This is a genomic window from Pseudomonas sp. LBUM1643 (assembly GCF_059716215.1).
The window spans coordinates 284881-310232 of record NZ_CP166813.1; the positions used below are offsets into that span (position 1 = coordinate 284881).

The 25352-nt window shown below is 56.6% G+C and carries 22 protein-coding genes, 1 tRNA gene and 3 pseudogenes; 10 read left to right on the forward strand and 16 right to left on the reverse strand.

The genetic code is table 11. The annotated features are described in order from the left end of the window. Positions 1-247 precede the first annotated feature (247 nt). The 3 genes from aguB (at position 248) to ACA063_RS01235 (ending at position 2697) form a co-directional block, all read left to right on the forward strand. On the forward strand, positions 248-1126 hold the full coding sequence (gene aguB, locus ACA063_RS01225; RefSeq protein WP_162437008.1) for an N-carbamoylputrescine amidase: 879 nt from the start codon (positions 248-250) through the stop codon (positions 1124-1126). A 5-nt stretch (positions 1127-1131) separates the two neighbouring features. Continuing rightward, positions 1132-2238, forward strand: coding sequence for an agmatine deiminase (gene aguA, locus ACA063_RS01230; RefSeq protein WP_497664484.1), 1107 nt, complete (start codon positions 1132-1134; stop codon positions 2236-2238). Between the two features lie 246 nt (positions 2239-2484). After that, the gene (locus tag ACA063_RS01235) at positions 2485-2697 is read left to right on the forward strand and encodes a hypothetical protein (protein ID WP_162437006.1); all 213 of its coding nucleotides are present in this window, start codon (positions 2485-2487) and stop codon (positions 2695-2697) included. 237 nt (positions 2698-2934) lie between these two features. Here the strand turns inward: ACA063_RS01235 and ACA063_RS01240 are convergent, their stop codons facing one another. Beyond that, a complete protein-coding gene (locus tag ACA063_RS01240) occupies positions 2935-5028 on the reverse strand; it encodes a TonB-dependent receptor (RefSeq protein WP_497664485.1) in 2094 nt (697 codons plus the stop codon). 384 nt (positions 5029-5412) lie between these two features. Here ACA063_RS01240 and ACA063_RS01245 point away from each other — a divergent pair, with 384 nt between their 5' ends. The 3 genes and pseudogenes from ACA063_RS01245 (at position 5413) to ACA063_RS01255 (ending at position 7518) form a co-directional block, all read left to right on the forward strand. Then, positions 5413-6699 carry an OprD family porin gene (locus ACA063_RS01245; RefSeq protein WP_162437004.1) on the forward strand — a complete coding sequence of 429 codons (1287 nt, stop codon included), beginning with the start codon at positions 5413-5415 and terminating at the stop codon, positions 6697-6699. 226 nt (positions 6700-6925) lie between these two features. Continuing rightward, positions 6926-7244: pseudogene (locus tag ACA063_RS01250) on the forward strand (transcriptional regulator). Then, on the forward strand, positions 7234-7518 hold the full coding sequence (locus ACA063_RS01255; protein ID WP_497664486.1) for a helix-turn-helix domain-containing protein: 285 nt from the start codon (positions 7234-7236) through the stop codon (positions 7516-7518). The pseudogene ACA063_RS01250 and the gene ACA063_RS01255 overlap by 11 nt, the downstream one beginning before the upstream one ends. Before the next feature lie 139 nt (positions 7519-7657). Here ACA063_RS01255 and ACA063_RS01260 read toward each other — a convergent pair whose 3' ends face one another. From ACA063_RS01260 to ACA063_RS01280, 5 genes are all read right to left on the reverse strand, one after another. Next, the gene (locus ACA063_RS01260; RefSeq protein WP_497664487.1) at positions 7658-8563 is read right to left on the reverse strand and encodes a hypothetical protein; all 906 of its coding nucleotides are present in this window, start codon (positions 8561-8563) and stop codon (positions 7658-7660) included. A gap of 232 nt (positions 8564-8795) precedes the next feature. After that, positions 8796-9629, reverse strand: coding sequence for a hypothetical protein (locus tag ACA063_RS01265; protein ID WP_247266882.1), 834 nt, complete (start codon positions 9627-9629; stop codon positions 8796-8798). Further along, positions 9629-11437, reverse strand: coding sequence for a hypothetical protein (locus ACA063_RS01270; protein ID WP_497664488.1), 1809 nt, complete (start codon positions 11435-11437; stop codon positions 9629-9631). The genes ACA063_RS01265 and ACA063_RS01270 overlap by 1 nt, the downstream gene beginning before the upstream one ends. Before the next feature lie 17 nt (positions 11438-11454). After that, on the reverse strand, positions 11455-13005 hold the full coding sequence (locus ACA063_RS01275; protein ID WP_497664489.1) for an OmpA family protein: 1551 nt from the start codon (positions 13003-13005) through the stop codon (positions 11455-11457). A 387-nt stretch (positions 13006-13392) separates the two neighbouring features. After that, positions 13393-13755 carry a DUF6124 family protein gene (locus tag ACA063_RS01280; RefSeq protein ID WP_497664490.1) on the reverse strand — a complete coding sequence of 121 codons (363 nt, stop codon included), beginning with the start codon at positions 13753-13755 and terminating at the stop codon, positions 13393-13395. 595 nt (positions 13756-14350) lie between these two features. Between ACA063_RS01280 and ACA063_RS01285 the strand changes: the two genes are divergently transcribed. Then, complete coding sequence (locus ACA063_RS01285) at positions 14351-14587, forward strand: CopG family ribbon-helix-helix protein (protein ID WP_497664491.1); 237 nt, start codon at positions 14351-14353, stop codon at positions 14585-14587. A 60-nt stretch (positions 14588-14647) separates the two neighbouring features. Next, a complete protein-coding gene (locus ACA063_RS01290) occupies positions 14648-15517 on the forward strand; it encodes an AraC family transcriptional regulator (protein ID WP_497664492.1) in 870 nt (289 codons plus the stop codon). Between the two features lie 356 nt (positions 15518-15873). Here ACA063_RS01290 and ACA063_RS01295 read toward each other — a convergent pair. From ACA063_RS01295 to ACA063_RS01305, 3 genes and pseudogenes are all read right to left on the reverse strand, one after another. After that, positions 15874-16041, reverse strand: a pseudogene (locus ACA063_RS01295) (integrase domain-containing protein); the annotation flags it as partial. Between the two features lie 342 nt (positions 16042-16383). Then, positions 16384-16713 (reverse strand): hypothetical protein, encoded by a 330-nt coding sequence (locus ACA063_RS01300; RefSeq protein ID WP_497664493.1) that lies wholly within the window; start codon positions 16711-16713, stop codon positions 16384-16386. Position 16714: 1 nt separating this feature from the next. Next, positions 16715-16858 (reverse strand): annotated as a pseudogene (locus ACA063_RS01305) (tyrosine-type recombinase/integrase); the annotation flags it as partial. 131 nt (positions 16859-16989) lie between these two features. Here ACA063_RS01305 and ACA063_RS01310 point away from each other — a divergent pair. Continuing rightward, positions 16990-17631 carry a BRCT domain-containing protein gene (locus ACA063_RS01310; protein WP_497664494.1) on the forward strand — a complete coding sequence of 214 codons (642 nt, stop codon included), beginning with the start codon at positions 16990-16992 and terminating at the stop codon, positions 17629-17631. Positions 17632-17825: 194 nt separating this feature from the next. On the opposite strand, the gene ACA063_RS01315 is transcribed toward ACA063_RS01310, so the two are convergent. The 7 genes from ACA063_RS01315 to ACA063_RS01345 all read right to left on the reverse strand — a co-directional run bounded on the left by ACA063_RS01315 (position 17826) and on the right by ACA063_RS01345 (position 23348). Further along, positions 17826-17901: transfer RNA gene (locus tag ACA063_RS01315), tRNA-Thr, on the reverse strand. A gap of 77 nt (positions 17902-17978) precedes the next feature. Beyond that, the gene (locus ACA063_RS01320) at positions 17979-18803 is read right to left on the reverse strand and encodes an FkbM family methyltransferase (protein WP_497664495.1); all 825 of its coding nucleotides are present in this window, start codon (positions 18801-18803) and stop codon (positions 17979-17981) included. Positions 18804-19145: 342 nt separating this feature from the next. After that, positions 19146-20375 carry a methyltransferase gene (locus ACA063_RS01325; RefSeq protein WP_497664496.1) on the reverse strand — a complete coding sequence of 410 codons (1230 nt, stop codon included), beginning with the start codon at positions 20373-20375 and terminating at the stop codon, positions 19146-19148. Then, positions 20356-21045 carry an ABC transporter permease gene (locus ACA063_RS01330; protein ID WP_162436990.1) on the reverse strand — a complete coding sequence of 230 codons (690 nt, stop codon included), beginning with the start codon at positions 21043-21045 and terminating at the stop codon, positions 20356-20358. The genes ACA063_RS01325 and ACA063_RS01330 overlap by 20 nt, the downstream gene beginning before the upstream one ends. Next, positions 21042-21737, reverse strand: coding sequence for an ABC transporter permease (locus ACA063_RS01335; RefSeq protein WP_162436989.1), 696 nt, complete (start codon positions 21735-21737; stop codon positions 21042-21044). Before ACA063_RS01335 ends, ACA063_RS01330 begins: the two co-directional genes overlap by 4 nt. 77 nt (positions 21738-21814) lie before the next feature. Beyond that, positions 21815-22561, reverse strand: a complete 747-nt coding sequence (locus tag ACA063_RS01340) for an ABC transporter substrate-binding protein (RefSeq protein ID WP_497664497.1) — start codon at positions 22559-22561, stop codon at positions 21815-21817. A gap of 13 nt (positions 22562-22574) precedes the next feature. After that, a complete protein-coding gene (locus ACA063_RS01345) occupies positions 22575-23348 on the reverse strand; it encodes an ABC transporter ATP-binding protein (protein WP_162436987.1) in 774 nt (257 codons plus the stop codon). A 563-nt stretch (positions 23349-23911) separates the two neighbouring features. Between ACA063_RS01345 and gabP the strand changes: the two genes are divergently transcribed. Further along, on the forward strand, positions 23912-25303 hold the full coding sequence (gene gabP, locus ACA063_RS01350) for a GABA permease (protein WP_497664498.1): 1392 nt from the start codon (positions 23912-23914) through the stop codon (positions 25301-25303). Positions 25304-25352 lie beyond the last annotated feature (49 nt).

Here is a 25352-nt window from a genome sequence, read left to right on the forward strand (position 1 = left end):
TTGATGTTGTTTTTAAAGATCAAAAGATCGCAGCCTTGTTTCACTCGTCAGCTCCTACAGTCCTGTGTGGCGATCGCGCAAATGCGGGATAAAATATCGATTATTATCGGTATTGATTTGATTTTTATTCGCTTGTTGTCGAAATAATCACTTTTAAAGCCGATTTTTATCGGCTATAAAGTCGCCATTGCCTCGGCGTGGTCGACTTCGCCTGGGCTTTTTCCCTTTCTGTCCCAGGAGATGATTCATGAGTCGTATCGTTACCGTCGCCGCTACCCAGATGGCTTGTTCCTGGGACCTTGAAGCCAACATCGAGACCGCCGAGAAGCTGGTCCGTGAGGCTGCGGCCAAAGGCGCGCAAATCATCCTGATTCAGGAACTGTTCGAAGCCCCGTACTTCTGCCAGAAACCCAACCCGGACTACCTGCAACTGGCTACGACAGTCGAAGACAACGTCGCCATCAAGCACTTCCAGAAAGTCGCCAAAGAGCTGCAAGTGGTGTTGCCCATCAGCTTCTACGAATTGGCCGGCCGCGCGCGTTTCAACAGCATCGCGATCATCGATGCCGACGGCAGCAACCTCGGGATTTATCGTAAAAGCCACATCCCGGACGGCCCCGGCTATCACGAGAAGTACTACTTCAACCCGGGCGATACCGGTTTCAAAGTCTGGAACACCCGCTACGCAAAAATCGGCGTGGGCATCTGCTGGGATCAGTGGTTCCCCGAATGCGCCCGCAGCATGGCGTTGCAAGGCGCGGAGATTCTGTTCTACCCGACCGCCATCGGTAGCGAGCCACACGACAAGAGCATCTCGTCCCGCGATCACTGGCAACGTGTGCAGCAAGGCCATGCCGGCGCCAACCTGATGCCGCTGATCGCCAGCAACCGCATCGGCAATGAAGAGCAGGACGGCTACGACATCACGTTCTATGGCTCATCGTTCATTGCCAACCAGTTCGGCGAGAAGGTTCAGGAACTCAACGAAACCGAAGAGGGCGTACTGGTGCAGCGTTTCGATCTCGATCAGCTGGAACACATTCGCAGTGCCTGGGGCTCCTTCCGTGACCGCCGTCCGAACCTGTATGGTGCTATCAAAACCCTCGACGGTTCTCTGGAGTCCTGATCGTCATGACCACTTTAAACAGCACGCCCCGCGCCGATGGCTTCCACATGCCAGCCGAATGGGCGCCACAAACCCAAACCTGGATGATCTGGCCGGAGCGTCCTGATAACTGGCGCCTGGGCGGCAAACCGGCGCAAGCCGCCCACGTCGCAGTGGCCAAGGCCATTGCCCGGTTCGAACCGGTGACCGTGGCGGTATCCGCCGGCCAATACGAAAACGCCCGTGCCCGCCTCGACGTGCCCAATATTCGTGTCGTCGAGATGTCCAGCGACGATGCCTGGGTGCGGGACACCGGTCCGACGTTTGTCATCAATAACAACGGCGAAGTCCGCGGCGTGAATTGGGATTTCAACTCGTGGGGCGGTTTCGACGGCGGGCTGTACTCCCCGTGGAACCGTGACTCCCAGGTCGGCGGCAAGATCCTCGAGATCGAGCGCAGCCCACGCTATCGCACCGAGGGCTTTGTGCTCGAAGGCGGTTCGATCCACGTCGATGGCGAAGGTACGCTGATCACCACTGAAGAATGCCTGCTCAACCGCAATCGCAATCCTCACCTGGACCGCGCAGCCATCGAAGAAGTGCTCAGCGCCAATCTGGCTGTGGATAAAATCATCTGGTTGCCGGACGGTTTGTTCAACGACGAAACCGACGGCCATGTGGATAACTTCTGCTGCTACGTGCGTCCGGGTGAAGTGCTGTTGGCCTGGACCGATGATCCGCAAGACCCGAATTACCCGCGCTGCCAGGCGGCGATGAAAGTGCTGGAAAGCAGCACCGATGCCAAAGGTCGCCCGTTCACAGTGCACAAAATGCCGATCCCGGGTCCGTTGTATGCGACCGAGGAAGAGTGCGCAGGCGTTGATCCGGTGGACGGCACACAGGAGCGAAATCCTACGGTTCGCCTGGCCGGTTCCTACGTGAATTTCCTGATCGTCAATGGCGGCATCATCGCGCCGAGCTTCGACGATCCATTGGATGGACCCGCCAAGGAAATCTTGCAGAACCTGTTCCCGCAGCATGAAATTGTCATGGTACCGGGTCGTGAACTGTTACTGGGCGGCGGCAATATCCACTGCCTTACCCAACAACAACCAGCGCCGCACAAAGAGTGAGTGCAGTTGTAACAGGTTGAGTTGGTTCAGAAAAAATTCTGACCCACGGTTTTCCCCTCGTACTTTACGAGAAGCCCGCGATCCATCAGGACCGCGGGCTTTTTTGTATCCGCTTGTCGACAGCTCGGACAGATTGGCACAGCTCTTGTATCGGTCATGGCGTTAAACAGGGAGGGGAGAACTGTGCTGTTCTGTCATAAACCTTGGATAAGTTAGCCGCTCACACACCCAGGAGAGAGCGCGGAAATGAACGCCGAAGTGAATGTAGTGAGCGAGCAGGCGTTGCATCCCCTGGCAGTCAATAACGAATCGCTCCAGATCCTGGCGCACTGGTTGAAATCCAATGGAACGCGTCAGATCAGGGAACCTGATCCGCGCCGGATGATGATCGAGCGCTACCCCGCTGGTTTGTTCAGCGAAGCGGAACTGGAAGCGTTGTGGGATGTGATGGAAGGATAAGAAGGAAAACAACGGATTGGTAAAGCGCTGCCGGGATGGCGGCGCTTTTTTTCGCCTGCATTTAATGAAGAGATCCCCAATCCTGTAGGAGCTGTCGAGTGAAACGAGGCTGCGATCTTTTGATCTTAAAAACAAAATCAAAAGATCGCAGCCTCGTTTCACTCGACAGCTCCTACAGGTTCTACGTGGGCTCGCGGCCCGGCCTTCGGCAGCTGCTACAAGGTTTGTGGGTGATGTTTAGAAGCTGTACGTCCCGGTCACCACCAGGCTGCGCGGTGCTCCCGGTTGAATCTGGAACTGGCTGGTCGCCGACTCGTAATAGCCTTTGTCCGTGATGTTGTTCAGCGCTGCTCGCAAATCCCAGTCTTTCTGGCGGAACCCTGCCAACGCATCCCAACGGCCATAACCTGGCAATACCACGGTGTTGAGGTTGTCGGCGTAACGATCGCCCACCAGCGTCAGGCCCGTTTCCGCATACCAGCCCATCTCCGGTTTCCAGGTCAGAAACAGACTGCCGTTGTGTTTGGCCACATCACTGATGCGCTTGCCCTCAAAGCCGTTGTTGTCTTCCTCCACCGTTGCATCCTGTAGACCGACGCCACCGCGCACATACCAGTTACCCACGATCTTGCCCGTACCGGTCAATTCGATCCCGCGGGAGCGTTGCTTGCCGGTCAGCAGGGTAATGGTCGGGTCCAGTGGATCGCTGGTGCGCCGGTTGTAGAGTTCCAGTTCGTAGATCGCCAATGTGGTGCTCAGGCGGTCGTCGAGCCAATCGCTTTTCACCCCGATTTCTTTCTGCTTGGTCAGCTCCGGGCTCAGGTCGTTGCTATTGCCGGCGGCCCCTGGCGTGATGCCGATCAAGCCACCGCCGACAGGCGAAAAGGTCTTGGTCCAAGAGGCGTAGAAGGAGTGATTCTGCAGCGGTGTCCAGACCACGCCGACACGGGGGCTGGTGCTGTGGCTGTCACGGTCTTCGGAAATATTGCGTATCTGGTTGGTCGACTCGATGTCGAAGGTGTCGTAGCGCAGACCGGCCAGGACTTGCCATTGATCGTTCAGGCGCAACTGATCCTGAACATAGATGGCGCGACTTTCGACTTCGGTGTGGTTGTCGCTCGACACCTGCATGCGTCCGGTGTGGCGCAAATCACGATTGGGGTTGTACAAATCCACAGAGGGCACCGGTGAACTGCCTGGCCCCGAAGTGGCGGCGTTATACAGCGTCGGGTCGCGGCGCTGGCTGCCGATTTCGATACCGGTCAGCAGGCGATGCTCCAGGCCGAAGGTGTCGAAACCGCCTTCCATCTCGACGTTGTTGAAGACGTTGCGAGTGGTCAGGTCCTGCTGCCAGTGCTGGCGCAGCACCTGGTTGGTCGTCGGGTTGAATCCGGTCTGGTAGGTGTTATCGAAATCACTGTTGAGCTTGAACACGCCCAAGGTGTGGCGCAGCTGCCAGTTGTCGCTGAGTTCATAGCTGAGTTTGGAGCGCAGGGATTGCGATTTATCGTCGATGAAATCGTGATCGTTGCCGTAGGTTGTGTCGCGCCCCACATCCGCCGGGCGCCCGTTCACACCGGGGATGCCGCGATCCGGGGTGCGGTTGTAGCGGCTGTACTCGTACTGCACCAGCCAGTTCAAGTCCGGCGTGAGCTGCCAGCTCATCGACGGCGCGAACAACTGTCGGTTGCCGCTGACACCATCGCGGAAGCTGTTTTCATCCATGTTGCCCATGTTCAGGCGCAGGCTGATGTTCTCGCTCGGATCGGTGCTCAAGTCGGCATACAGGCTGCGCAAATCTTCGCTACCGCCTTGGGCTTCAATGGTTGAGCGACGACCAAATTCCGGTAGCTTGCTGACGCGGTTGACGATCCCGCCCTGGCTGCCACGGCCATACAAAACGGCTGCGGGGCCCTTGAGGACTTCGATGCGTTCGATGTTGTGCAAGTCGCGCACGTACTGGCTGTCGTCACGAATACCGTCGAGATAAAAGTCGTTGCTGGCGTCAAACCCACGGATGCGCAGGCTATCGAAGCGCGTGTCGGCGCCGCTGCTAACGTTCGGCATACCGCTGAGTGCCGTGCCCAAATCGTTGGTGCCGTAATCCATTACGTTCGAGGTTTTGACCGAATCAATGGCTTGCGGCACATAGCGAACCGGCGTCGCTGTGCGGGTTGCGGTACTGGTTTCTTTCACGCGTGGATCGTCGGCTTCAGTTTCGGCGCTGATCGACGTTGCCGGCAATGTGGTGGGCGCAGCGTAGGAAAAACCGGCAGAAAGCACAGCAGAGAGCCCAAAACTGAAGGGCACAAGACGAAATGGGGCAGGCATTTGAAGGGGCGCGTCCGTAGGGGTTGTAGGATTTTTCTTGTGAAGGGCGCGAATGATAATGCTTGCTATTTACTTCCGTTAATTATTCCTGAAAAGTTCCCCGCTTTGATTGTTTCTAATCATGTCAAAATCGATACACAGATGATTCTTTAGATTTTTTTCGCCTATTTACAGACGATTCTTGAAATTGACACATTGTTAAGCGCGCGGATAGGATTCGCCCCAACGCCTGTGGCCAACCGCCATGACTCACAAAATAATAAAAGGCCCGCCTCGATTTCTCGTGGGCGGGCCTTTTTATTTTGCGGTGAAAAAAGAGCGCAATAGCGCCGTTTCAGCCGTCCGGCACAGTGCGTATCAACCGGTAATAAGGAAAAGAACAAAATGTTGAATAAGCGAATCAGCCTGATCGCTCTGGGGATGTTGAGTGCTACACAGGCCATGGCTAACGACCAGGCCGAATCCAAGGGTTTTGTCGAAGACAGCAGCCTCAAAGTGCTGTTGCGCAACGCCTACATCAATCGTGATTACAAAGACGGCAATCCGGACAAAGCCGAGTGGGGCCAAGCGGCGATCGGTACGTTCTCGTCCGGCTTCACCCAAGGCACCGTCGGTGTGGGTGTGGACGCCTTTGGTCTGTACGCACTGCGTCTGGATGGCGGCAAAGGCCGCAGCGGCGCCGGTGGTATCGACTTCTTCAAACAGGGTGACAGCGGCAACGCGGCTGATGACCTGTCGAAGGGCGGCGCAGCGGTCAAATTCCGTCTGTCCAGCACCACGCTGACCTACGGCGACCAGATGCCGGCCCTGCCGGTTCTGAACTACGACAACTCCCGCCTGCTGCCAGAAAGCTACACCGGCACCCTGATCACCTCCAAGGAGATCAAAGGCCTGGAGCTGAACGCCGGTCGCTTCACCGCTGAATCGCGCAAAAGCGCTGAAGGCCGTGACAGTGGTGGCTTGAAGTCGATCAATGTGTTGGGTGGTAGCTACCAGTTCACCGAACAATTCAAAGCGGCCGTTTACGCGTCCGACGTTGAAGACGTGTTGAAGAAACAGTACCTCAACGCCAACTACGTATTCCCGATCGATAAAGATCAGTCCCTGACCCTGGACTTCAACGGCTACCGCACCAAGCTGGACGATTCCTACGTCCGCGAAAGTGGCGCCACCGGCGACGACAACAAGATCTGGAGCCTGGCAGCTACCTTCGCCACCGGCCCGCACTCGTTCACCCTCGCTCACCAGCGCAGCACCGGCGACAGCAACCTGGGCTATGCCTACGGCGGCTATCAGAAGGATCAAGGTCGCGTCGGCGATGGCGGCAATACCATCTACCTGGCGAACTCCTACTGGTCCGACTTCAACGCTGAAGACGAACGCAGCTGGCAGCTGGGCTACGGCCTCGATTTCGGCAGCTTCGGCGTGCCTGGCCTGAGCTACAACTTTGCCTACGTGCGCGGCGACAACATCACCACTTCCACCAGCGAAGGCGGTACCGAGCGCGAAATCTTCAACCAGTTCAAATACGTCGTACAAAGCGGCCCGGCCAAAGACCTCAGCGTGAAACTGCGCAGCTCGATCCTGCGTGTTTCGCAGAAATCGAGTGAGTACAACGTCAGCGGTAACGAAGTGCGTGTGTTCGTGGATTACCCGATCAACATCTTCTGATGCTGATTTGAGTCTTTCAGCTTGAAGAAAACCCCGACTGGTTCGGGGTTTTTTGTTTCATGACGCTCCATTGTCGTTTGAATGTGTCATGTCGCCGAAATCGCATTTCGAGAACATGTGTTGCCAACATGTCGTTAGTAGCGACACGTAAATGGATCGCAGAATGCTGGCGGTATCGGACGAAAGAGTATTGCTCAGCTGTACGGCAAAGCCGTATAGTCGGCGCATGTTCACGATTATCGAAACCGAAATCTTCAAGCGTTATGCTGAGTCCATCTGGGACGACGTTGAGCGTCATGAATTTATTATCTGGCTGGCGGCGAACCCGTTGGCAGGCGATGTGATTCCTGGCCAGCGGTGGCTTGCGCAAGGTACGTTGGTCCCGAAGCGGTATGGGCAAACGTGGTGGTACACGTGTCATTTACTACAACATGCTTTCCGAAGGTTCTATCTGGTTGTTGATCGCCTACACAAAGGCAAAATTGGACAACTTACCCGTGGCCTTCCTTAAGCAACTGAAGGAGGAAATCGGCAATGGTCAATGAACTGGAGCAATTCCAGCGGGACTTGCTGGACTCTGTGCGTCAAATGAAAACTGGCAAGGCGGCTCGTGTGACAGAGGTTCCATTGTCTGCGGCTGCTGAAGCGAGAGCCAAAGTAGGCGTATCTCAGAGCGCTTTTGCAAAGCTGATTGGAGTCAGTTTGCGGACGCTGCAAGATTGGGAGCAAGGGAGACGTCAACCTACGGGAGCGGCGCAGACGTTGTTGCGTGTTGCAAGTCAGCACCCCGAAGTGTTGCGAGATCTGCAGGCCGTTTAAGTTAAGAAAAAGGGCAGATATTCTCTAATTGAACCTGGTGGGCAATGCGCTGGGCACTACGGGCTGCCTTTCCTACCGCTGAAAACGACAAAGCCCTCGCCTGATATCGAGGGCTTTTTTGTGGAACGTACCTTGTGAGTTATTCCTGGCGTTCTTGCGCCTGGATCATCATGACGGGCTTTTCATACCGGGCAATGTAGCCCTTTAGTTGTTCCAGCCGCTGATCAAGCGCGAGCAGAAGTCGGCTACGCGTCGTCAACACCTCGTTCTTGTTGAAGAACCCGGGCTCAACCGTATAGAGGTTGAACATCTGGTTGATCTGCGCCGGGGAAAAAATGATGTGGTACTGGGCAGCGTTGTGGTTGTAGAGCGAGACCATTTGCCCGGTATCGTTATCAGCCGGCCGCATGAAGAGCATTGAAATCATCTGGCCTTCGCGTATGCGAACGTTCTTGTCGGCGAACTGAAAGCAGGACTCTTTACCGTCTTGCAGCCTGACCCAAAACTCGTGTTCTTCGACATTACGGCTACTGACGTAAGACGATGATGAACCGCCGCCAACGTAACCGCTGCCATTGCTGATGTACCCACCACCAGAACTATGAGAGTGACCGGCATGCAGATGCACCTGGTTGCGCTTTTGGCTGTCCAGTACTTCACCGGTGATGATGAAAAAGTTGAACTGACGCCCGTAATGGTTGAACGGTTCATCGATGAACAACTCATCCTCGGGAGACAGGCTGATGTCATACATCGTGCGGATCATTTCATCACGTGCCGCTTTATCGTTCTTTGCTTGCACCTGAAGTTCGGCCCGACGGATCTTTGCGTCATCGATCGCCTTCAAGGCTTGAGCCTTCACGATAGGCGTCTTTTCCTGGGCGTAGGCAGCAGCTTTCTCGCCGGCCTCTTTCAACACCGGCGCGGCCTTCTGGCCGGCTTCAATCGCCAGATCCTTGGCTTTGTTCAGGGCCTGTGCGGCCTTGGAGGCCAGTTCAGGGTTGGCATCTATGGCTTTCTGTTTCAGGTCGCCCCAGAGACTCATGTTCGCTCCTTATTACATTCGCTCCCGGAACAACCCGGTACCTGTAGGAGCTGTCGAGTGAAACGAGGCTGCGATCTTTTGATCTTTTCTTTAAAACAAGATCAAAAGATCGCAGCCTCGTTTCACTCGACAGCTCCTACAAGGGGTAGAGGTTTTGCTCCAATTCGGTGGTGCGCCGGGCGTTAGGGTGAAACAGGTGCAATGAAAAGGCCGCCCTTGGGCGGCCCATCAATCACTCGACTGCGATGGTCAACTCAGGGTTGCCGAACCCTTTGAGTTGCGCGTTCGACTTCTCAAAATAGAGACGCCAAAAGCCTTCCAGGTTCTGGATCATCTTGCCGCTGCGGTAGCCGTTCTTGATCTGGGTCGGCACAAATGCCGCCCCGTGAACGTAGACCCGAGCCCCGGAAAAATCGGCCAGCAGGTTCTGCTTTTCGACCTTGGCCAGTTCGACGCCGGGGTTGATTTCACGAATCCCGTTGTTGGTGTAGAAGCTGCCGAAATCGCTGTATTCCAGCATGTCGGACATGAGCAAAATGACCTGCTCGTTGACACCTTCAGCGGTCTTGATGTCGTCACCGATCGACTTCAGGCTGAACAGGATTTCACTGCGGGGAATGTCCGAACTCGATTTACCCATCGCACTGGAAAAGGCTTTTCCGAACCGCTGAAACAGTGCCGCGGACTGGCCTTTCAGGCAACCATCGAACTTGCGGCTGGCCATCATCGGCACATCGCCCAGCACCGCAGGGTCGATGGGCTTCTCAAGCTCGCCAGCGAATTGCAGGCGCGTGTAATGGCCTTCCAGGTAAGCGCTGAATGAGTACAGGCGCAGCTTGTCACCCGGTTGCATGAAACGCTTGATGTGGCCCCAGGCGGTCTTTTGCAGGTCGGGGGTCAAGGGTGTTGTCTGGTCCACGACGACGGTCAGCATGCGGCCGGAGGGCGCGCTGCGAAACGCTTCGATCTTGGCTTGGGCGTAGCAGCTCGGCACGTCGTTGCGCTCCGCTGCCATGAGGGCAGCGGGGGCAAATGCCAGAGCCAGGATCAGGCTCTTGAACTTCATCAGGCCTCCGACTTATCGAGCAACTGGAGTTTGCGGGCACGGCGGATGGTCGCAGCGTCCACGCCTTTTTTGCTGGCAACGTAGTCGATGTCGTCTTCTTCGTAACCGGTCAGATCACCGAAGGCGTTGTGATCGAAGGCTGCTGCCTGGGTCGGGGCGACGATTGGGGCAGGAGCTGGAGCTGGAGCTGGAACAGGAACTGGAGCGGGTTCAACGGCAACGGCCACTTCGATGACGGATGCTTCGACCCGTGTAACGACTGGTGCTGGTGCTGGTGCTGGTGCAGGTGCAGCCGTCGGTTTGGTGTGGAAGATGCTCAGGCTGGCGAACTGCGTTTTGAAATCTGCCAGCGTAGGGTCGTTGTCGTCGATTTGATTAAAGCGCGGGGTGGCGACCGAGATCAGTTCGTTGATCTTGGCGTTGTCGCCCGCTTCAATGGCGGCAGACAGGTCGGCCATGAGTTTCTTGAAGTAGGTCTCGATGACGTCGCGGCTCTTCTTGCCCCTGGCTTTGTTGTCTTCCTGAGCGATGTACGATTCGAAGGTACGGTTCAGCAGATCCGAACGCAGCGCTTCCAGATCGCTGCCACCAACCCGGAATACTTTCATCTGCAAACCTTGAAGCATGCCCAAGGAGGCTTGTGCATCGTTGGCAACATCGCGCGCCTTGCTGGCGTGGTAGCGCATGAAGTCGTCGGCGCTGGAGAATTTGTGTGTCCGTTCCCAGGCTTTGCGTGAATGTGTGCCGGCAAAGCCGAAGATGAACGCCAGGTAGGTCGAGCTCGCCTGGATGAAGATAAACAGGCCACTCAATACGGCAAAGGTCACGAGGGATGCGCGGTGCAACGCATCAATCTGATCCTGGGCCGATTTGCCGGCAGCACTGTCGGACAGGGCTTGCATGTCATCGGGGATCGGTACGCCGTCCGCTGCCGGGAAGTCGTCAGCCGACTGGACCTGCGCAGGCGGGTTGGCGATCAGGTCAGACTCTTGGGCGTTGAGTGTTTCGGTCCGGACCCAGAACGCAGCGACCGCCAAACCAACAATGAAAATGCCATAGCCAATCAGCATGGTGTAACGCTTGGCTGGCATGTCGCCGTTTTTATCCACTTTCACGCGGTTCAGCATCTGCTGATAAGGCGCGTCACCGTCATCGTCATTGGTGTTGTCGATGGTGATGATGTGAGTGCTGATCATGTCGCCACCAGCACCCTTACGGCGCAGGTTTTCATACGACATGATGTTGTCGACCATGTGGTTCTTGTACAGCGCGCGCCCGGCGAACTCGGACAGGAACAAACCAATAATCGAGATCACCAGACCGATCGCAAACGCACCCGCCAACGCGGTATTCGGTGTGGCCAGCGTCAGGGCGAACGGTGCCAGTGCGAAACCGAACGCCGTGGCCTCGATCAGCATCAACACAATAATCAGTGCCCAAAGGCCCAGGCCTTTCTCCTTGCGACCCGCTTCCTGGACCTTGCCGAGGTAATTCTGACAGCGCCGGAAGTTGGCTTCCGAAGGCTGGTGGTCCCGGTAGTACTTGTCGTAGAACGAGCACAATTCACGTTCGGACGAAAGAAAACCGATAGGTCGGGTGTTGTTTTCGCTTGGCTTTTCTTTTTCGCCAGGATGCTTGACCCAGTGTCTGATGCGGCCAAATACCGGCAGTCGAATGCGGACCTTCATCAGCCAGTATTTAAAGGACGACCAGTAAACAATCACCGGGATGGATAGCAGGACGGTAAAGATCACCGGGATGATCACGTACCAGTACGCCGTGAAAAATGAACGGGCGATTTCGAGCATTGTGTGTACCTCTAGGCTTAACGGCGCTTGGGTGTGAACTGAGCGACGTAAGCGTCACCCTGTTTCGGGTAATATATTTCGCCTGCGACCGCGCTACCGGCGCGCTTGTCGAAAACGATGTCCATGCACGTCACCGGCGACTTGTTCTGGTCGACAGCAAACACGCGGTACAAGATCTGGGTCTCACCTTCGTAGGTGTTAGCAACGGAGGCGTAGGCCTGGCTTTGCTTCTTCTGCGGTGTGGCGTAGTCCGTGATGAACTGCATTTTTGGCGCTTGAGCGACTTTGGCGTCATCACGCAACACAGCGATCGGGCCGACGGTGACGGAGTGCCCATTGACCGCTGTCGCCCACGGCTTGCCGGTCAGACCCGGAAAGAACTCGTTGGTGGCGAACTCGTTCAGCGGCTTGTCATCGGCCAGGCTTTTCACCTGGCCCTCGATGCGGGGCAGATCAGCAACGCACGAGCTCAACGGGGCCGCAGCGTTAGCCGTGCCGATCAGTGCGAACGGTGAGCTTTTCGGCGTAATCCCCATCGCCAGCACCGAGCGCGTGTTGGTGACAGCACTGCCGCCGAAATCGACACCGCCCTTGCCGTCCAGCAAAACAACAGGCGAGGTAACGGAGGCAGGTGTTTTTGTTTCAGGTATCTGAGCAACCGGTTCCTGTGCGTCTACCGCAGGTTTCTTGCTGGCGACGACCACAGGCTTCTTGGTGGTTGGCGCTTTAGCCACCGCGGGTTTGGCCGAAGTCACGGGGGCTGTGCCGTGAGCCAGGTACTTGGCGTTGCTGCGCTCACTGCGGACGCGCTCGACCAGCAGTTTTTCGTTGTCGACTTCGACAAACTCCACACGACGGTTCTCGGTACGACCTTGTTCCGTGGCGTTGCTGGCGAGCGGGCGGGACGCACCGGCGCCCTGGTAGTAGATGTCCTGACGAGCGATGCCCGCATCGGCCAGGATCTGGCCTACCGCGCGAGCGCGTTGCTCGGAGAGTTTCTGGTTGAATTCAGCAGCACCTGTCGCGTCGGTATGCCCAACCACCAGGATTTTCTTCAGCGTCTGAGGCGCTTGTGGCGCTTTGCCCGGTTGCTTGTCGGCTAACGTGGCAGCCAGGCGAGTCAGTTTCCGCCGGCCATCGGGAGTCAGCTCCGCCGACCCCACGGCAAACATTTCGGAAGACTGCACCTGCGCTTCAACACCAACGGCTTGCATGCTTGGCGCGGCAGTAGGCGTGGCGGCGACGTTGGCATTCAACTCGTTGACCTGCATCACCAGGCCTTCTTCTTTAGCCACTGCCTGCAGCTTCTGCACGCGATCGCGGTACAGCAGCGCAATGCCGCAACCCGCCCCCGCGCCGATCAGCGCGCCTTTGGTATAGGCGTTGGCGTCACCTTTGCTCAAGGCAGCAACGGCCACACCCAACACGGCACCGACAGCGCCACCGGCAACACATGCACTCGTCCCCGAGGACTGACCCATGTATTCATCGACGTGCGCGCAACCACTAAGGCCAACAGCAATCGCAACGGCGAGCGCAGTGGGTCTCAAGACACGATTCAAAAGCATCTGGCAACTTCCATGGATTTACAGGCAAGCAGAAGCCCGAGCGGCATGCGTCAAGCACGGCTCCAGGCAGAGGAATGAGATTTTTTGCGAGGCGAAAGCCCATGTCGGGAATATCCATATAAGTACAGGCATGACGCCGTGACACATCCGTGTCTTTGGTGTCGCTCAGCGTGCGACGTATCGGGTGAAGCGGGGAAGGCCTTTGGGTGGGGCGAGGCTTCCCTGGGCATGATACTTCGGAATTGGGTGGTGATGGCACTGTGATATGCAGAAAAGCGGTGGAACTGTTCTGTGGGTGTGGGTGAGGGACTGCGAAGCCCTCGTCGTTTTGCGAGGACTTTGCTTTGGATGGTTGAAAAGAGAGCCGTCGCTTTTATTTGCTGCGTTTTATTCAATAGGGTCGAGTTGGTCTAGCGCCCGATTCACTGAGAGTTCTGCAACCATCAGGATCTGGTGAACACCCAGCAGAGAGTTGCGACTTGTCCCGGTCTCACGGTCTGCAACATCCATGGTGATGACGCTGGCGGATGCCAGTGACTCGCTCACACATCCTAAAAGGGTTTGGACGTCGATATCCGGGTTGACTGTGTACATCGTAGAAGGTGTGCGCGGGGTGGCTTTTATATTGGCGACGCAGGCGTGTCGTTCATTGCAGTCGCAGTGGGTGGCTTGTTCGGGCGTTTCAGATTTGGGGTTTTCGGGCTCGGAGGTTTTGCTGGTATTCGGGGGATCGGGGGTCAGCTTGCGCATTTCAAAGTTCCATAAAGGGTGCCAAGCCTTTTCTTCCGCTAAGAGAAAAGGGTGGCAGCTGCACGCAGGTTAGCGGACCGGGGAACTTCGCAAAGCCGGTGCGCCCGAAGGCGCCCTGCGTACAGCCACCATCAAACCGCAGGTATGTAGAACACCTTTGGGATGGATGCACGTACAAGCGAAATACCGCGAGCCGCTAAGCCCGACCACTGATGAGCAGTGGCAGGTCAACGATAGAACTCGGGGGTATAGCCGCACAAGCCGGGGGATTCTGGAGTATCTGTAAGCAATGCCGCAAGGTTTTGTAGCTTTCTGGAAGTGACGGGTGACGGGATTAAACAAACTGCGCTAATCACGCGGTGGATATGTCATTTGAGAAATTCGGCGAACATTTCCGCCGACTAATAACGAACCTTCCTACTTTTTTTGATTTTCCAGATTATGGATTGAGTGTCGCGTAGCGCCGAATCAGTGAAAGTAGACCTGACCCCTTTGAGATCAAAAAACAACATGAAGCATCTCGTGAGTACCTGCCCATTCAAGTAGGCGCTTGGCGGTTTAGGATATCCAACAAACGTTCACTATCGAGGCTGCCATGACCGGGATATCTCTGAACCTGCCGGAAGACCTTTCAAACGCTCTTGCCGATCTGGCGAAGGCGACTGGACAAAGTGTGTCTGACTTGGCGATAAACGTTCTTCGGGACTACATCGAGCAGGAGACTGTTCTGGCTGCAAAGATCGAGTTGGCAGTAGATGAGACAGATCAAGCTAAATTCGCCACCGATGACCAAGTAGCCGCGATGCGCGCCCGGCTGAGCAAACGCGGCTAGGCGCGTTCACGCCGTTATAGTCGACTCTATTGCCGACCGTACTTCCCGGAGCTTTTCCCAGTGTCTGACATGCCGACCAACTTCGCTTACACAAAACGCTTCAACACCGTACTCGCCTACATTGATGCCAATCTCGAAGGTGACCTGTCGGTGAAGACGTTGAGCCATGTGGCGAACTTTTCGGCGTTTCACTTCCATCGGCAATTCACCGCGTTCGTAGGAGTGCCTGTCTCGCGTTATGTGCAACTGATGCGACTACGACGCGCGGCACATCGCCTGGCCTCCCTCGCTGATCACTCGGTACTGGACGCCGCACTCGGTGCCGGCTTTGAAAGTCCCGAGGCATTTTGCAGGGCGTTCAGGCGGGCGTTCGGTATGACGCCGAGTGCGTTCGGGAAGGAACCGAACTGGCAGGTCTGGAGTACGGTATTTGCAATCCCTCACTTTTCCAGGACTATCATCATGCAAGTACGAATCGTGGAATTCCCTGAAGTCAGAGTAGCAACGCTTGAGCACTGCGGACCCGCCGGGCTCGTCAATGAGACCGTTTGCAAGTTCATCGAGTGGCGTATGCAGAGCGGACAATCGCCGGTGGCATCGAGTCGCACCTTTGGCATTCCCTATGGCAACCCCGATACAACACCTCCACAAGAATTCCGCTTCGCAATCTGCGGCGAGATTCATGAGGCCGTGGCGTCGAATGAGTTCGGTGTGCACGAGATCGTCATTCCTGGCGGTCGCTGCGTCGTGGTGCGACACGCGGGGTCACCGGATCACATCGGCGAAACGATCTATCCGATTTTCCGCGATTGGCTTCCGGCCAGTGGAGAGGAGCTTCGTGACCAGCCGCTGTTCTTTCATTACCTGAGCGCCTATCCCGAGACACCGCAGGATCAATGGCAAACTGATGTGTATGTTCCGCTGCAATAGCGGAGCAAGCAGCTTTCGATCCTGACGGACGTTGACGAGTGTCCGCGCAGCAATGTGACAGGTTCTAGGGGGAGTTTCCAAACCCCAGAAACAACAAAGCCCTCGCATTTCTGCTAGGGCTTCATTTTGTATGGTGCGGCACCAGACAAATGGTATGTTTCGGCCAGACTAGGTTTTTCGGGCGCCTGGAATTCGCTGGAAAATGCGGCGTACCCCAACTAGTAATTATAAATCAGCTAGTTATGGCGTTCGGTGGAATCGAATTCGGGATTTTTTAGATGTCAGCACATTGTCGGTCTGTAAGTAATTCAGAGCCGGATACGAATGGTAAACCTCTCCTGGATGTTGATCTTTCAGAATTGCTTGGCTTCACGTTTTAGACGAAGAAGGTCGGCCAAAATCGCCTCGCGCAAGCGCATACCGGTGGCTCGCGCTAACTGAGCGATGGCCGCAGCGCGCGGCTGCTGGTTTTCGCAAAGCACCTCTACGATCCGCTTCACTTGTTCGCGGTCCTGGCCTTGCGGCCCCGCATAGCTCAATTGCCGGCCATAGCCAAAATTCCGCCCATCCCGTCTGCCTACCAATGCCATGATCAAACTCTTCTCGAAGCCAAAACGTTTCAAACCTTCCTCACGTCATCCCGCCAAGAGTGCTGAGTTTTATCAGGGATCAAGGCCCCTGCGACCTGTGAGGGTTGTCCTTCGGGAGTTCTGCGGCTGTGGATGAAATTATCCACCGGTGGAAATCTGTGGTTTTCCACAGACAGTTGCGTGGGCTTTGGATTTTTTAAGTGCGGTCTATCCAAACAGAGCGGCTTTGCAGCCATGTTTGGATGGACCTGCGTGGCAGAGCAGATTGCGAGAGTCTTACGGATGTACGCTTGCTTTACTGCGGCACTTTAAAAGCCAAAGCAGTGTCAGCACCGTTGGCCAAAACAACGTGTTGAGAATGTCGTGAGCGCTTGCCTGCCAACGCCAGTATCCGAAGCTTCCAATATCGTCTCGCCGATCTACCCACTCCCCAGCACACGCAATGATGAAAACAAACAGCCAGCCCATGTATGGCCTGAATCGTCGGGTGCCGACGAGCAACGTTAAATAGACCACCATGCCCACATAGATATGCAGCGCGTCTTTTGACAGCCCGGTTGCCGACACGATGGCGAGCTTGATGCTTTGTGCGGTTGAGATATCCATGTCAATTCTTCCTTTCTGCGCCAATGCCAGACTTCGCCTTCATCCGAGTAACGTTAACGCCAATCTGGTTGGCGAATTCGTGTGGATTGACATGCTCTTGCCGGTTGGCCTCCAGATTCCGACTCCACCAGTTCATGATCAGCCTGAAGGGAAAGCGGACGGATCTATTTCCGTATAAAAAAGGGGTGTCTGCGCGCGGCGATGCTAGCTTTGAACACAACATTTACCCGCTAATGCTTCGGAATCAAACCAGCCCCACCCCAAGGAAAACCCGTAATGGATCTACACCAAGAGTTCGAAAGCAGTAAATTCTTCCACCGTTCCCGCATCGACCGACGCGCCGCCGATGCCTTGGTAGGTTTGGCCGCCGGGATTGCGGCTGACGGTACTGTGAACACTGCCGAAGCCGTTTTCCTAAAGCAATGGCTGGAAAACAATCTCGCGCATCTGAACGATCCGGTCATCAACCTGCTGTATTCGCGTCTGGCGTGCATGCTTCAGGACAATGCTCTGGACAAGGATGAGTCCTTAGAGCTGCTCAACATTCTGCGTGGCTTTTCTGGCGTTTCAATTGAGAGACCTAAGGCCGGCAATGCGATTGCTGTCGCACCTACGGACCTTCCTTTCAATTCACCAATCCCTGATTTGGTGTGGGACAACCGGACGTTTGTCTTTACGGGAGTCATGGCCTTTGGGCCGCGTAAGGATTGTCAGGCGCTGGTCGAGGAACGAGGTGGTTTGATTGGGGGTGGTGTGAGTAAGAAGGTGCATTATCTGGTGGTGGGTAGCGTGGGTAATGAGCAGTGGCGCCATAGCACTTACGGGACGAAGATCATGAAGGCTGTGGAGTTACGGGAGGCGGGGGCTTCGATTGCCATTGTGGGTGAGGATCATTGGCAAAAGGTACTGTTTGGTTGAGGTTGGGTTGTTCTAGGTGTCTTGGGAAAGGCAGACTAGTGTTTTTGGTCGGAATTCTTTGGTGGATTTGATGGCCTCATCGTCGGAATGCCGCCCAGACCAAGCCCGCTCCCACAGGTTTTGGTGTGTGGGTGAGAAATTGGCGTTCCAGAAACAACAAAGCCCCTGCATTTCTGCAGGGGCTTCGTTTTGTATGGTGCCGGCACCAGGAGTCGAACCCGGGACCTACTGATTACAAGTCAGTTGCTCTACCAACTGAGCTATACCGGCGTGTTGGGCGACGATTATAGCGATTGGATTGGTTCTGTAAACCCCTGAATTCAGACTATTTTTGCACATGCTTCATGTCAGGCTCGGCGCAGTGCTTTCTTGAGTTTATGCAGGGCTTTCCAGGCGCGGCTGTTTTGGATGGCGTGCAGCTGCGCTTCGGCCTGTTCGGCGCGTGCCAGAGCGGCGGCGAGGTGGTGTTCGGCGTCGCTGACGGGGTGGCTGAATTTGTGGCCACGGCATAACTGGAAGTTGTCCAGGTTGCAGGGCGGGATGTCGAAGGCGGGTTTGAGGTTCAGGTGTTCGTCGGCGAGGTAGTAGGTGTTGATGCCGTCGAACAGGATGGAGTGGTAGCCGGCGTCGGTGACGAGGGTTTCCCAGGTCTGGTTTCGCTCCCAGGGCGTTTCGATGAGGATGATCCACGGTCGCCATTGGGTGAAGTCCATGCCGCGCAGCACGGTTTCTTCGTGGCCTTCAACGTCTATTTTCAAAAAGTGGATCGGCCGGCCATGTGTGTGTTCTTCGCAAATGGACGACAACGTGCGGGATTTCACGGTGTGGGTTCGAACGTCCATGCCGGCATCTTTGTGCAGTTGCGCCATGGCCGGTTCCAGGGTCGACAGGCCGGTGCCGGCGATGCCGTAGAAGGTCAGGTCTTGCGCGTTTTCACCGGCTACGCATTGCAGGTTGATGTCTTTGGGGCGCTGCTCGCAAAGGGCTTCGTAGTAATTGGGCATTGGCTCGACATTGATGCCGGTCCAGCCATTGTCGTAGAAGGCTTTGGTCACGGAGTCATGGGCAGGGTCATTGGCGCCGATGTCGATGTAGAAGCCGCTCTCTATGTTTCTGAGCGCGCGCCACAGGCGAATGTCTTCGAAATTCTGTGCGTAGGAAATAAACGTCACTGTCGCCTCCTGCCAGTTGGTTTTCTTGTTTTTTGGCTGCGATGTCGGCGCCTGGTTGCTTGTATAGCAAGGGTAGCGGGTGGGGCGCAATTTCCTGCTGACGAGGTCCCGGATTCGGCGGTTATGTCCTTTTCAGCAATTGCTTATGCACAACTGGCTTGTCTCGTGCAGGTGCTCATTACTGTTTTTGTGGACCCGTTCTCATTTGAGTGCAAATGACTGTTTTTCGGGTTTTTTATTCATGTGTACGAATATTGAACAGTGGTGTTTCAGCCCCGAAACAGCTGTAGATATTGGATCCACGATTATTTCATCAACAGAGTTATCCACAGGCTGTGGAAGTTAAGCGCGTTCACCGATCAGCAGGAAGTTGCGCGGTGTGAGGGGGCTTTCGCAGAAGGTTCCAAGTCTGACGGAGTAGCCCTGCTCGAAAAGGAAAAGTGCCCGATCGAGTACCAGCCAAAGCTCCAGTGGCCGTCGGAAAAGTCCGCGCAACAGCTCCAGGTTGCGCACCTGGGCCAGGCGCTGCCAACCGGCGGCTTCGAGGGCGGACCAATCCTGATGGCCCATTGTGGATAACTCCTTCAATGCGGCCAAATGATGGCAGTATTCAGGGAAGGATTTATCCAGCCATACAGCAGGCAGTGACGGCACGGGTAGGTATTCATCAACGCCGCGCACTTGTCTTTGCAACAGGTCGAAGGCCAAGCGTCGTGCCATGGACGTATCGCGCTGGCGGCGGACGCGGATGCCGGCGGTAACGGTTTCGCTGGCGGGCAATGACAGATCGTCGAGGGAAAGCACCAGGCTGGATTGGATGGCCGCCGAGGACATTGCCTTGTAGGTCGGAAGATTGATCCGGTTATAGCAGCACGGGGCGACCGCCAATTGTTTGCAGCCTACCGCGCTGGCGAGCTGGATCAGCCTGACGTGCAGATCGCCGCAGGCGTGTAGCGCAACGGGTGTGTGGGACTGATCAAGTAGAGACGAGGTGTCAGGGTCGAGTACATCGCATTCAACGTGCAGCGCATGCAGTTGATGACGCTGGCTGAGTGCCTGGCCGCTGGCGACCAGTGCCGGGTCGTATTCCAGGCAAGTGAGTTGTTGCCCGGCTTGCAGCAGGCGTCGTCCCAGATGGCCTTTGCCCGAGCACCAGTCCAGCCAATGCACGGGCGTTTGCGCGAACGTTAATCGACTGGCGAACGCTTCGATTTGCTGCCATTTACGACCGGGTACATCGACGTTCAGCCGATGGCTGGCTTCTGCCAATGCCCGAGTAGGCAATTCGGCCACGGCGCTCAGTTCCAGCGACTTCGCGGCCAGGGAGGCGAACGGCTCGGGGGCATCGAGAAGAGCGGGGTGGTTGTGTACGTGTTCCGCTTCGTCCAGGGAGCGCCCGCGTAGCCAATGCGCGAGTTCGGGGTAGGACGTTTCCCAGGGAAGCTCAAGATGGGTAAACGGTCGGGGCTTCCATAGCGCTTGATGCTCGATCAGAAAAGCATCCAGCACCGTGAAACGGGCGAGTAGCTCCTCGCCCGTCAGCACTTCGCGATCAGCGCCCTTGGCAGGCATCGACGCGCAGCCAGCGCTCCAGCAGCTTGAAGCCGCGAACCAGCACGTAAGCCATCAGCAGGTAGAACATGCCTGCGGCGAAGAAGATCTCCACCGGCAAGTACGTTCGGGCAATGATGGTGCGGGCCATGCCGGTCAGTTCCAGCAGGGTCACGGTGCTGGCCAGGGCGCTGGCCTTGAGCATCAAGATCACTTCGTTGCTGTAGGCCGGCAGGCCGATACGCGCCGCACGGGGCAGGATGATGTAGAACATCGCTTTGGCGCGGGACATGCCCAGCGCCCGGGCAGCTTCGATTTCACCCTTTGGAATCGCCTGGATCGAGCCGCGCAGGATCTCGGCGATGTATGCCGCCGTGTGCAGGGTCATGGTGGCGGTGGCGCACCAGAACGGATCGCGCAGGTACGGCCACATCGAGCTGTTGCGCACGGCATCGAACTGCGCCAGCCCGTAGTAGACCAGGAACAGTTGAACCAGCAACGGCGTGCCGCGGAAAAAGAAGATGTAGGCGTAGGGAAATGCGCGCACGTACCAGTGGCGCGACGAGCGCGCGATGCCCAGCGGAATCGCCAGCAGCAATCCGGCAATGACAGCGATGGCGACCAGTTCCAGGGTCAGGGTGGCACCTTGGGCCAGCTTCGGCAGCCACTTGATGATGACTTCCCAGTTCATTGGGTGCTCCTTGCGAAGCCGCGACTGGCGCGTCGTTCCATAAAGTGCATGCCGGTCATGGCGAGAATCGTCAGGCCCAGGTACATGAACGCGGCCACCATATAGAAGGTGAACGGCTGCTTGGACACGGTCACGCCGATTTGCGCGTGACGCATGATTTCTTCCAGGCCGATGACCGAGACCAGTGCGGTGTCTTTCATCAGGATCATGAACAGGTTGCCAAGACCTGGCAGGGCGATGCGCCACATCTGCGGCATGATCAGCTTGGTGAAGATGCGCCATTTCGACAGACCCAAGGCCACGCCAGCTTCGCGGTGACCTTTGGGGATCGCCAGGATGGCGCCGCGAAATACTTCCGTGGCGTAGGCGCCAAAGCACAGCCCAAGGGCAATTACACCGGCGGCGAATGCGTTGAGTTCAAGGTCGGGGTTGCCGAAGAACTCGCCCAGCGCGCGCATCAGGTTGACCGTACCGAAGTAGATCAACAGCACCCAGAGCAATTCCGGGATGCCGCGCACCAGGGTCGAATAAGTACCGCCAAGCCATTGCAACGGCTTGTACGGGGAAGTCTTGGCCAAGGCGCCGAGCAGACCGAGTACCAGCCCCAGGCACAGGGCCGAGAGTGCCAGTTTCACAGTCATCAGCGCGCCAGCGGCGAGCGCCGGGCCAAATCCGTAGAGGTCGATAATCATGGATTTCTTTTCAAATCGCGGCAGGCAAGGCCGGGACCGGCGCCGTCAGAGGGCGGCGTCGGTCCGGCAGGTCAGGATCAATAGATGCTGAACGGGAAGTACTTGTCGTTGATCTTCTTGTAGGTGCCGTCAGCCACGATTTCTTTCAGTGCGACGTTCAGCTTCTCGCGAATCGGATCGTTTTTACGCACAGCAATACCGATCTTGTCGCTTTCTTCCACCGGATCGCCTTTGAACTCGTAACTGCGGCCGGCGTCGCTTTTCAGCCATTCGTAGTTGACGTATTTGTCCGCCAGGATGCCGTCCAGACGACCGGAGGTCAGGTCCAGGTAAGCGTTTTCCTGGGTGTCGTACAGTTTGACTTCAACGCCTTCCATGTTGTCTTCCATCCAGGTGCCAGCGAGGGTCGCACGTTGTGCGCCGATCACTTTGCCCTGCAGGGAAGCCTTGTCGGTTTTGAAGTCAGCGTCTTTCTTGGCGATGAACTGCAGCTTGTTGGAGTAGTACGGGTCGGTGAAGTCGACGGCTTGCTTACGCTCGTCGGTGATCGACATCGACGAAATCAGGAAGTCGAACTTCTTGGCGTTCAGGGCCGGGATGATGCCGTCCCAATCGGACGTGACCACGGTGCAATCGACTTTCATCTTGGCGCACAGAGCGTCGCCGATTTCCTTGTCGAAGCCGACAACGTTGCCGCTGGCATCTTTGTTGTTAAACGGCGGGTAGGCCGCTTCGATGCCCATCTTCAGGGTTTCGGCCATGGCACCGGCGCTGAACGCCAGGGTGACGGCGGCAGCCAGGAAGACCTTTTTGTAGTTCTGCATGCGGGTAGCTCCGTTAGCGGTTGCTGGACATGAATTGTTTGCAGCGCGCCGAAAGCGGGTTTTCGAACACCTGCTGTGGCGATCCTTGCTCTTCTACCAGGCCCTGGTGAAGGAACACCACTTCGCTGGACACTTGACGGGCGAAGCCCATTTCGTGGGTAACCAGCAACATGGTGCGGCCTTCCTCGGCCAATGCGCGGATGACATTAAGTACTTCCTGGACCATTTCCGGGTCAAGGGCGGAGGTGGGTTCGTCGAACAGAATCACCTTGGGTTGCATCGCCAGCGTGCGGGCAATTGCCGCGCGCTGCTGCTGGCCACCGGACAGTTCTGCCGGGTAGGCGTGGCGCTTTTCGGCAATGCCGACCTTGGCCAGCAAGGCTTCGGCGACTTCGATGGCCTCGGCTTTACTCTGGCCGAGCACGCGGCGCGGGGCTTCGATGATGTTGTCGAGCACGCTCATGTGCGGCCAGAGATTAAAGTTTTGAAACACAAAACCAATCTCGCTGCGCAGGCGGTTGATCTGCTTGCCGTCAGCGGCAACCAGTTCGCCGTTCTTGGCGGCTTTGAGCTTGAGTTCTTCGCCGGCCACCAGGATCTGTCCCTGATGCGGGTTTTCCAGCAGGTTGATGCAACGCAGGAACGTGGACTTGCCGGAACCGGAGGAACCGAGGATCGAGATCACATCGCCGTCGCGGGCGGTCAGCGAGATACCTTTGAGCACCTCCAGCGAACCGTAGCGTTTGTGCAAGTTGCGGATTTCAAGCGCGGGCGCGGCCTCAGCCATGTGCGTTCCTCATAGTGTGTTGCTCCTGCTGTTGGCGGCCTTCCTGGCGAGGCGGCCAAGCTAGCATAGCGTCTGAATGGCAGCCAACAGCGCTACGGGCGGTAAACGGATGTCGTGTGGCAGGTTGTCGCATCGGTACAGCAGACTGTCGCGCTGCTATCAACCGAACAGCCGTTTGAACCCGGCCTGTCGATAAAAAACGCGGCAGCTGTCCCAAAAAAGGGCGCGATGTTGCCAGCTTTGACGGGGTGTTGGAAGCATTGATCGGACAAACGTTCCGGATCCGCACTTTTATCGTGCGACCAGCAATTATTTAGTGTGTTTCTGGTGCGCTGATTCGTTCTCAAAGTGGGTCGGAGGGTAACGCTCTGGCGAATTGCCATTAATCTCAACAACTTGCGATGACTGTCCGGTCACTCCACAGGCCCCGTGGTTGAGGACTTTGTTACATTTTGGCGCAATTATTGCGTGCAGAATACGGAACGCCCTGTTGGTTTCTTTTTACGAGAAGGAATGCCACGGCGGGGTGGACGTAATCGCTTCTCCTTACAAAGGTAGTTTCAATGAGCAGTACCCCAAGCTCCAATGGCCTCGAACAGGGGCTCAAACCGCGTCATGTGACCATGCTGTCGATCGCCGGGGTTATCGGCGCCGGGCTGTTTGTCGGTTCCGGCCACGCCATTGCTGCCGCCGGCCCTGCCGTGCTTTTGGCCTACGCCGCCGCCGGTACCCTGGTGGTGCTGGTGATGCGCATGCTCGGTGAGATGGCTGTTGCTTCGCCAGACACGGGCTCCTTCTCTACGTATGCCGATCGCGCGATCGGTCATTGGGCCGGTTTCACTATCGGCTGGCTGTACTGGTGGTTCTGGGTGTTGGTGATTCCGCTGGAAGCGAACGCTGCCGCGACGATCCTGCATGCCTGGTTCCCGAATGTGGCGATCTGGGCGTTTACGCTGGTCATCACCCTGCTGCTGACAGTGACTAACCTGTTCAGCGTGAAAAATTACGGTGAATTCGAATTCTGGTTCGCCCTGATCAAAGTCATCGCGATCATCGGTTTCATTGCCCTTGGTGTTGCGGCGATTTTTGGCTTTTTACCGAATAGCCAGGTCAGCGGCGTTTCACACCTGTTCGACACCCAGGGCTTCCTGCCGAATGGCATGGGCGCGGTGTTGGGCGCGATTCTGACAACGATGTTCTCCTTCATGGGTACCGAGATCGTGACCATTGCGGCTGCGGAATCGAAGAACCCAGGTCAACAGATTTCCAAGGCCACAAATTCGGTGATCTGGCGGATCGGCTTGTTCTATCTCGTGTCGATCTTCATCGTCGTGGCCCTGGTGCCTTGGAATGACCCGGTGCTGGCAGCGGTGGGTTCGTACCAGACAGTGCTTGAGCGCATGGGCATCCCGAATGCCAAGCTGATCGTCGACATCGTGGTTCTGGTTGCTGTGACCAGTTGCCTGAACTCGGCGTTGTACACCGCCTCGCGCATGATGTTCTCCTTGGGCAAGCGCGGTGATGCACCGGCCATTTCCCAGCGCACCAACAAAAGTGGCACGCCGTATTGGGCCGTTATCCTGTCCACGGCAGCGGCTTTCCTGGCGGTGTTCGCCAACTACGTGGCCCCGGCTGCCGTGTTCGAATTCCTGCTGGCCAGCTCCGGCGCCATCGCGTTGCTGGTTTACCTGGTGATCGCCTTTTCGCAACTGCGCATGCGCAAGCAGCGTATGGCTCGCGGTGAGAAAATTGCCTTCAGCATGTGGCTGTTTCCGGGCCTGACTTACGCGGTGATCATCTTCATCGTGGTGGCCCTGACCATCATGCTGTTCCAGGAAGCGCATCGCGTGGAGATTCTCGCCACCGGTTTCCTGAGCCTGTTGGTGGTAGCGGCCGGTTTGTTTGTGGCTCGCCGTCGCAAGCTGCAGAAACATGGCGCAGTGGTGTTGACCTGATTCGCACGATGTAACGTAAAACGGCCGCTGTCAGTGATGACGAGCGGCC

What these genes read in the sequence shown, in the direction of transcription:
- gabP (WP_497664498.1), top strand. Translation starts at nt 23,912, where the DNA reads ATGAGCAGTACCCCAAGCTCCAATGGCCTCGAACAGGGGCTCAAACCG.
- aguB (WP_162437008.1), top strand. Translation starts at nt 248, where the DNA reads ATGAGTCGTATCGTTACCGTCGCCGCTACCCAGATGGCTTGTTCCTGG.
- ACA063_RS01335 (WP_162436989.1), bottom strand. Translation starts at nt 21,737, where the DNA reads ATGATTATCGACCTCTACGGATTTGGCCCGGCGCTCGCCGCTGGCGCG.
- ACA063_RS01310 (WP_497664494.1), top strand. Translation starts at nt 16,990, where the DNA reads ATGGATCTACACCAAGAGTTCGAAAGCAGTAAATTCTTCCACCGTTCC.
- ACA063_RS01265 (WP_247266882.1), bottom strand. Translation starts at nt 9,629, where the DNA reads ATGAAGTTCAAGAGCCTGATCCTGGCTCTGGCATTTGCCCCCGCTGCC.
- ACA063_RS01260 (WP_497664487.1), bottom strand. Translation starts at nt 8,563, where the DNA reads ATGAGTCTCTGGGGCGACCTGAAACAGAAAGCCATAGATGCCAACCCT.
- ACA063_RS01330 (WP_162436990.1), bottom strand. Translation starts at nt 21,045, where the DNA reads ATGAACTGGGAAGTCATCATCAAGTGGCTGCCGAAGCTGGCCCAAGGT.
- aguA (WP_497664484.1), top strand. Translation starts at nt 1,132, where the DNA reads ATGACCACTTTAAACAGCACGCCCCGCGCCGATGGCTTCCACATGCCA.
- ACA063_RS01275 (WP_497664489.1), bottom strand. Translation starts at nt 13,005, where the DNA reads ATGCTTTTGAATCGTGTCTTGAGACCCACTGCGCTCGCCGTTGCGATT.
- ACA063_RS01240 (WP_497664485.1), bottom strand. Translation starts at nt 5,028, where the DNA reads ATGCCTGCCCCATTTCGTCTTGTGCCCTTCAGTTTTGGGCTCTCTGCT.
- ACA063_RS01255 (WP_497664486.1), top strand. Translation starts at nt 7,234, where the DNA reads ATGGTCAATGAACTGGAGCAATTCCAGCGGGACTTGCTGGACTCTGTG.
- ACA063_RS01280 (WP_497664490.1), bottom strand. Translation starts at nt 13,755, where the DNA reads ATGCGCAAGCTGACCCCCGATCCCCCGAATACCAGCAAAACCTCCGAG.
- ACA063_RS01245 (WP_162437004.1), top strand. Translation starts at nt 5,413, where the DNA reads ATGTTGAATAAGCGAATCAGCCTGATCGCTCTGGGGATGTTGAGTGCT.
- ACA063_RS01345 (WP_162436987.1), bottom strand. Translation starts at nt 23,348, where the DNA reads ATGGCTGAGGCCGCGCCCGCGCTTGAAATCCGCAACTTGCACAAACGC.
- ACA063_RS01300 (WP_497664493.1), bottom strand. Translation starts at nt 16,713, where the DNA reads ATGGATATCTCAACCGCACAAAGCATCAAGCTCGCCATCGTGTCGGCA.
- ACA063_RS01285 (WP_497664491.1), top strand. Translation starts at nt 14,351, where the DNA reads ATGACCGGGATATCTCTGAACCTGCCGGAAGACCTTTCAAACGCTCTT.
- ACA063_RS01270 (WP_497664488.1), bottom strand. Translation starts at nt 11,437, where the DNA reads ATGCTCGAAATCGCCCGTTCATTTTTCACGGCGTACTGGTACGTGATC.
- ACA063_RS01325 (WP_497664496.1), bottom strand. Translation starts at nt 20,375, where the DNA reads ATGCCTGCCAAGGGCGCTGATCGCGAAGTGCTGACGGGCGAGGAGCTA.
- ACA063_RS01235 (WP_162437006.1), top strand. Translation starts at nt 2,485, where the DNA reads ATGAACGCCGAAGTGAATGTAGTGAGCGAGCAGGCGTTGCATCCCCTG.
- ACA063_RS01340 (WP_497664497.1), bottom strand. Translation starts at nt 22,561, where the DNA reads ATGCAGAACTACAAAAAGGTCTTCCTGGCTGCCGCCGTCACCCTGGCG.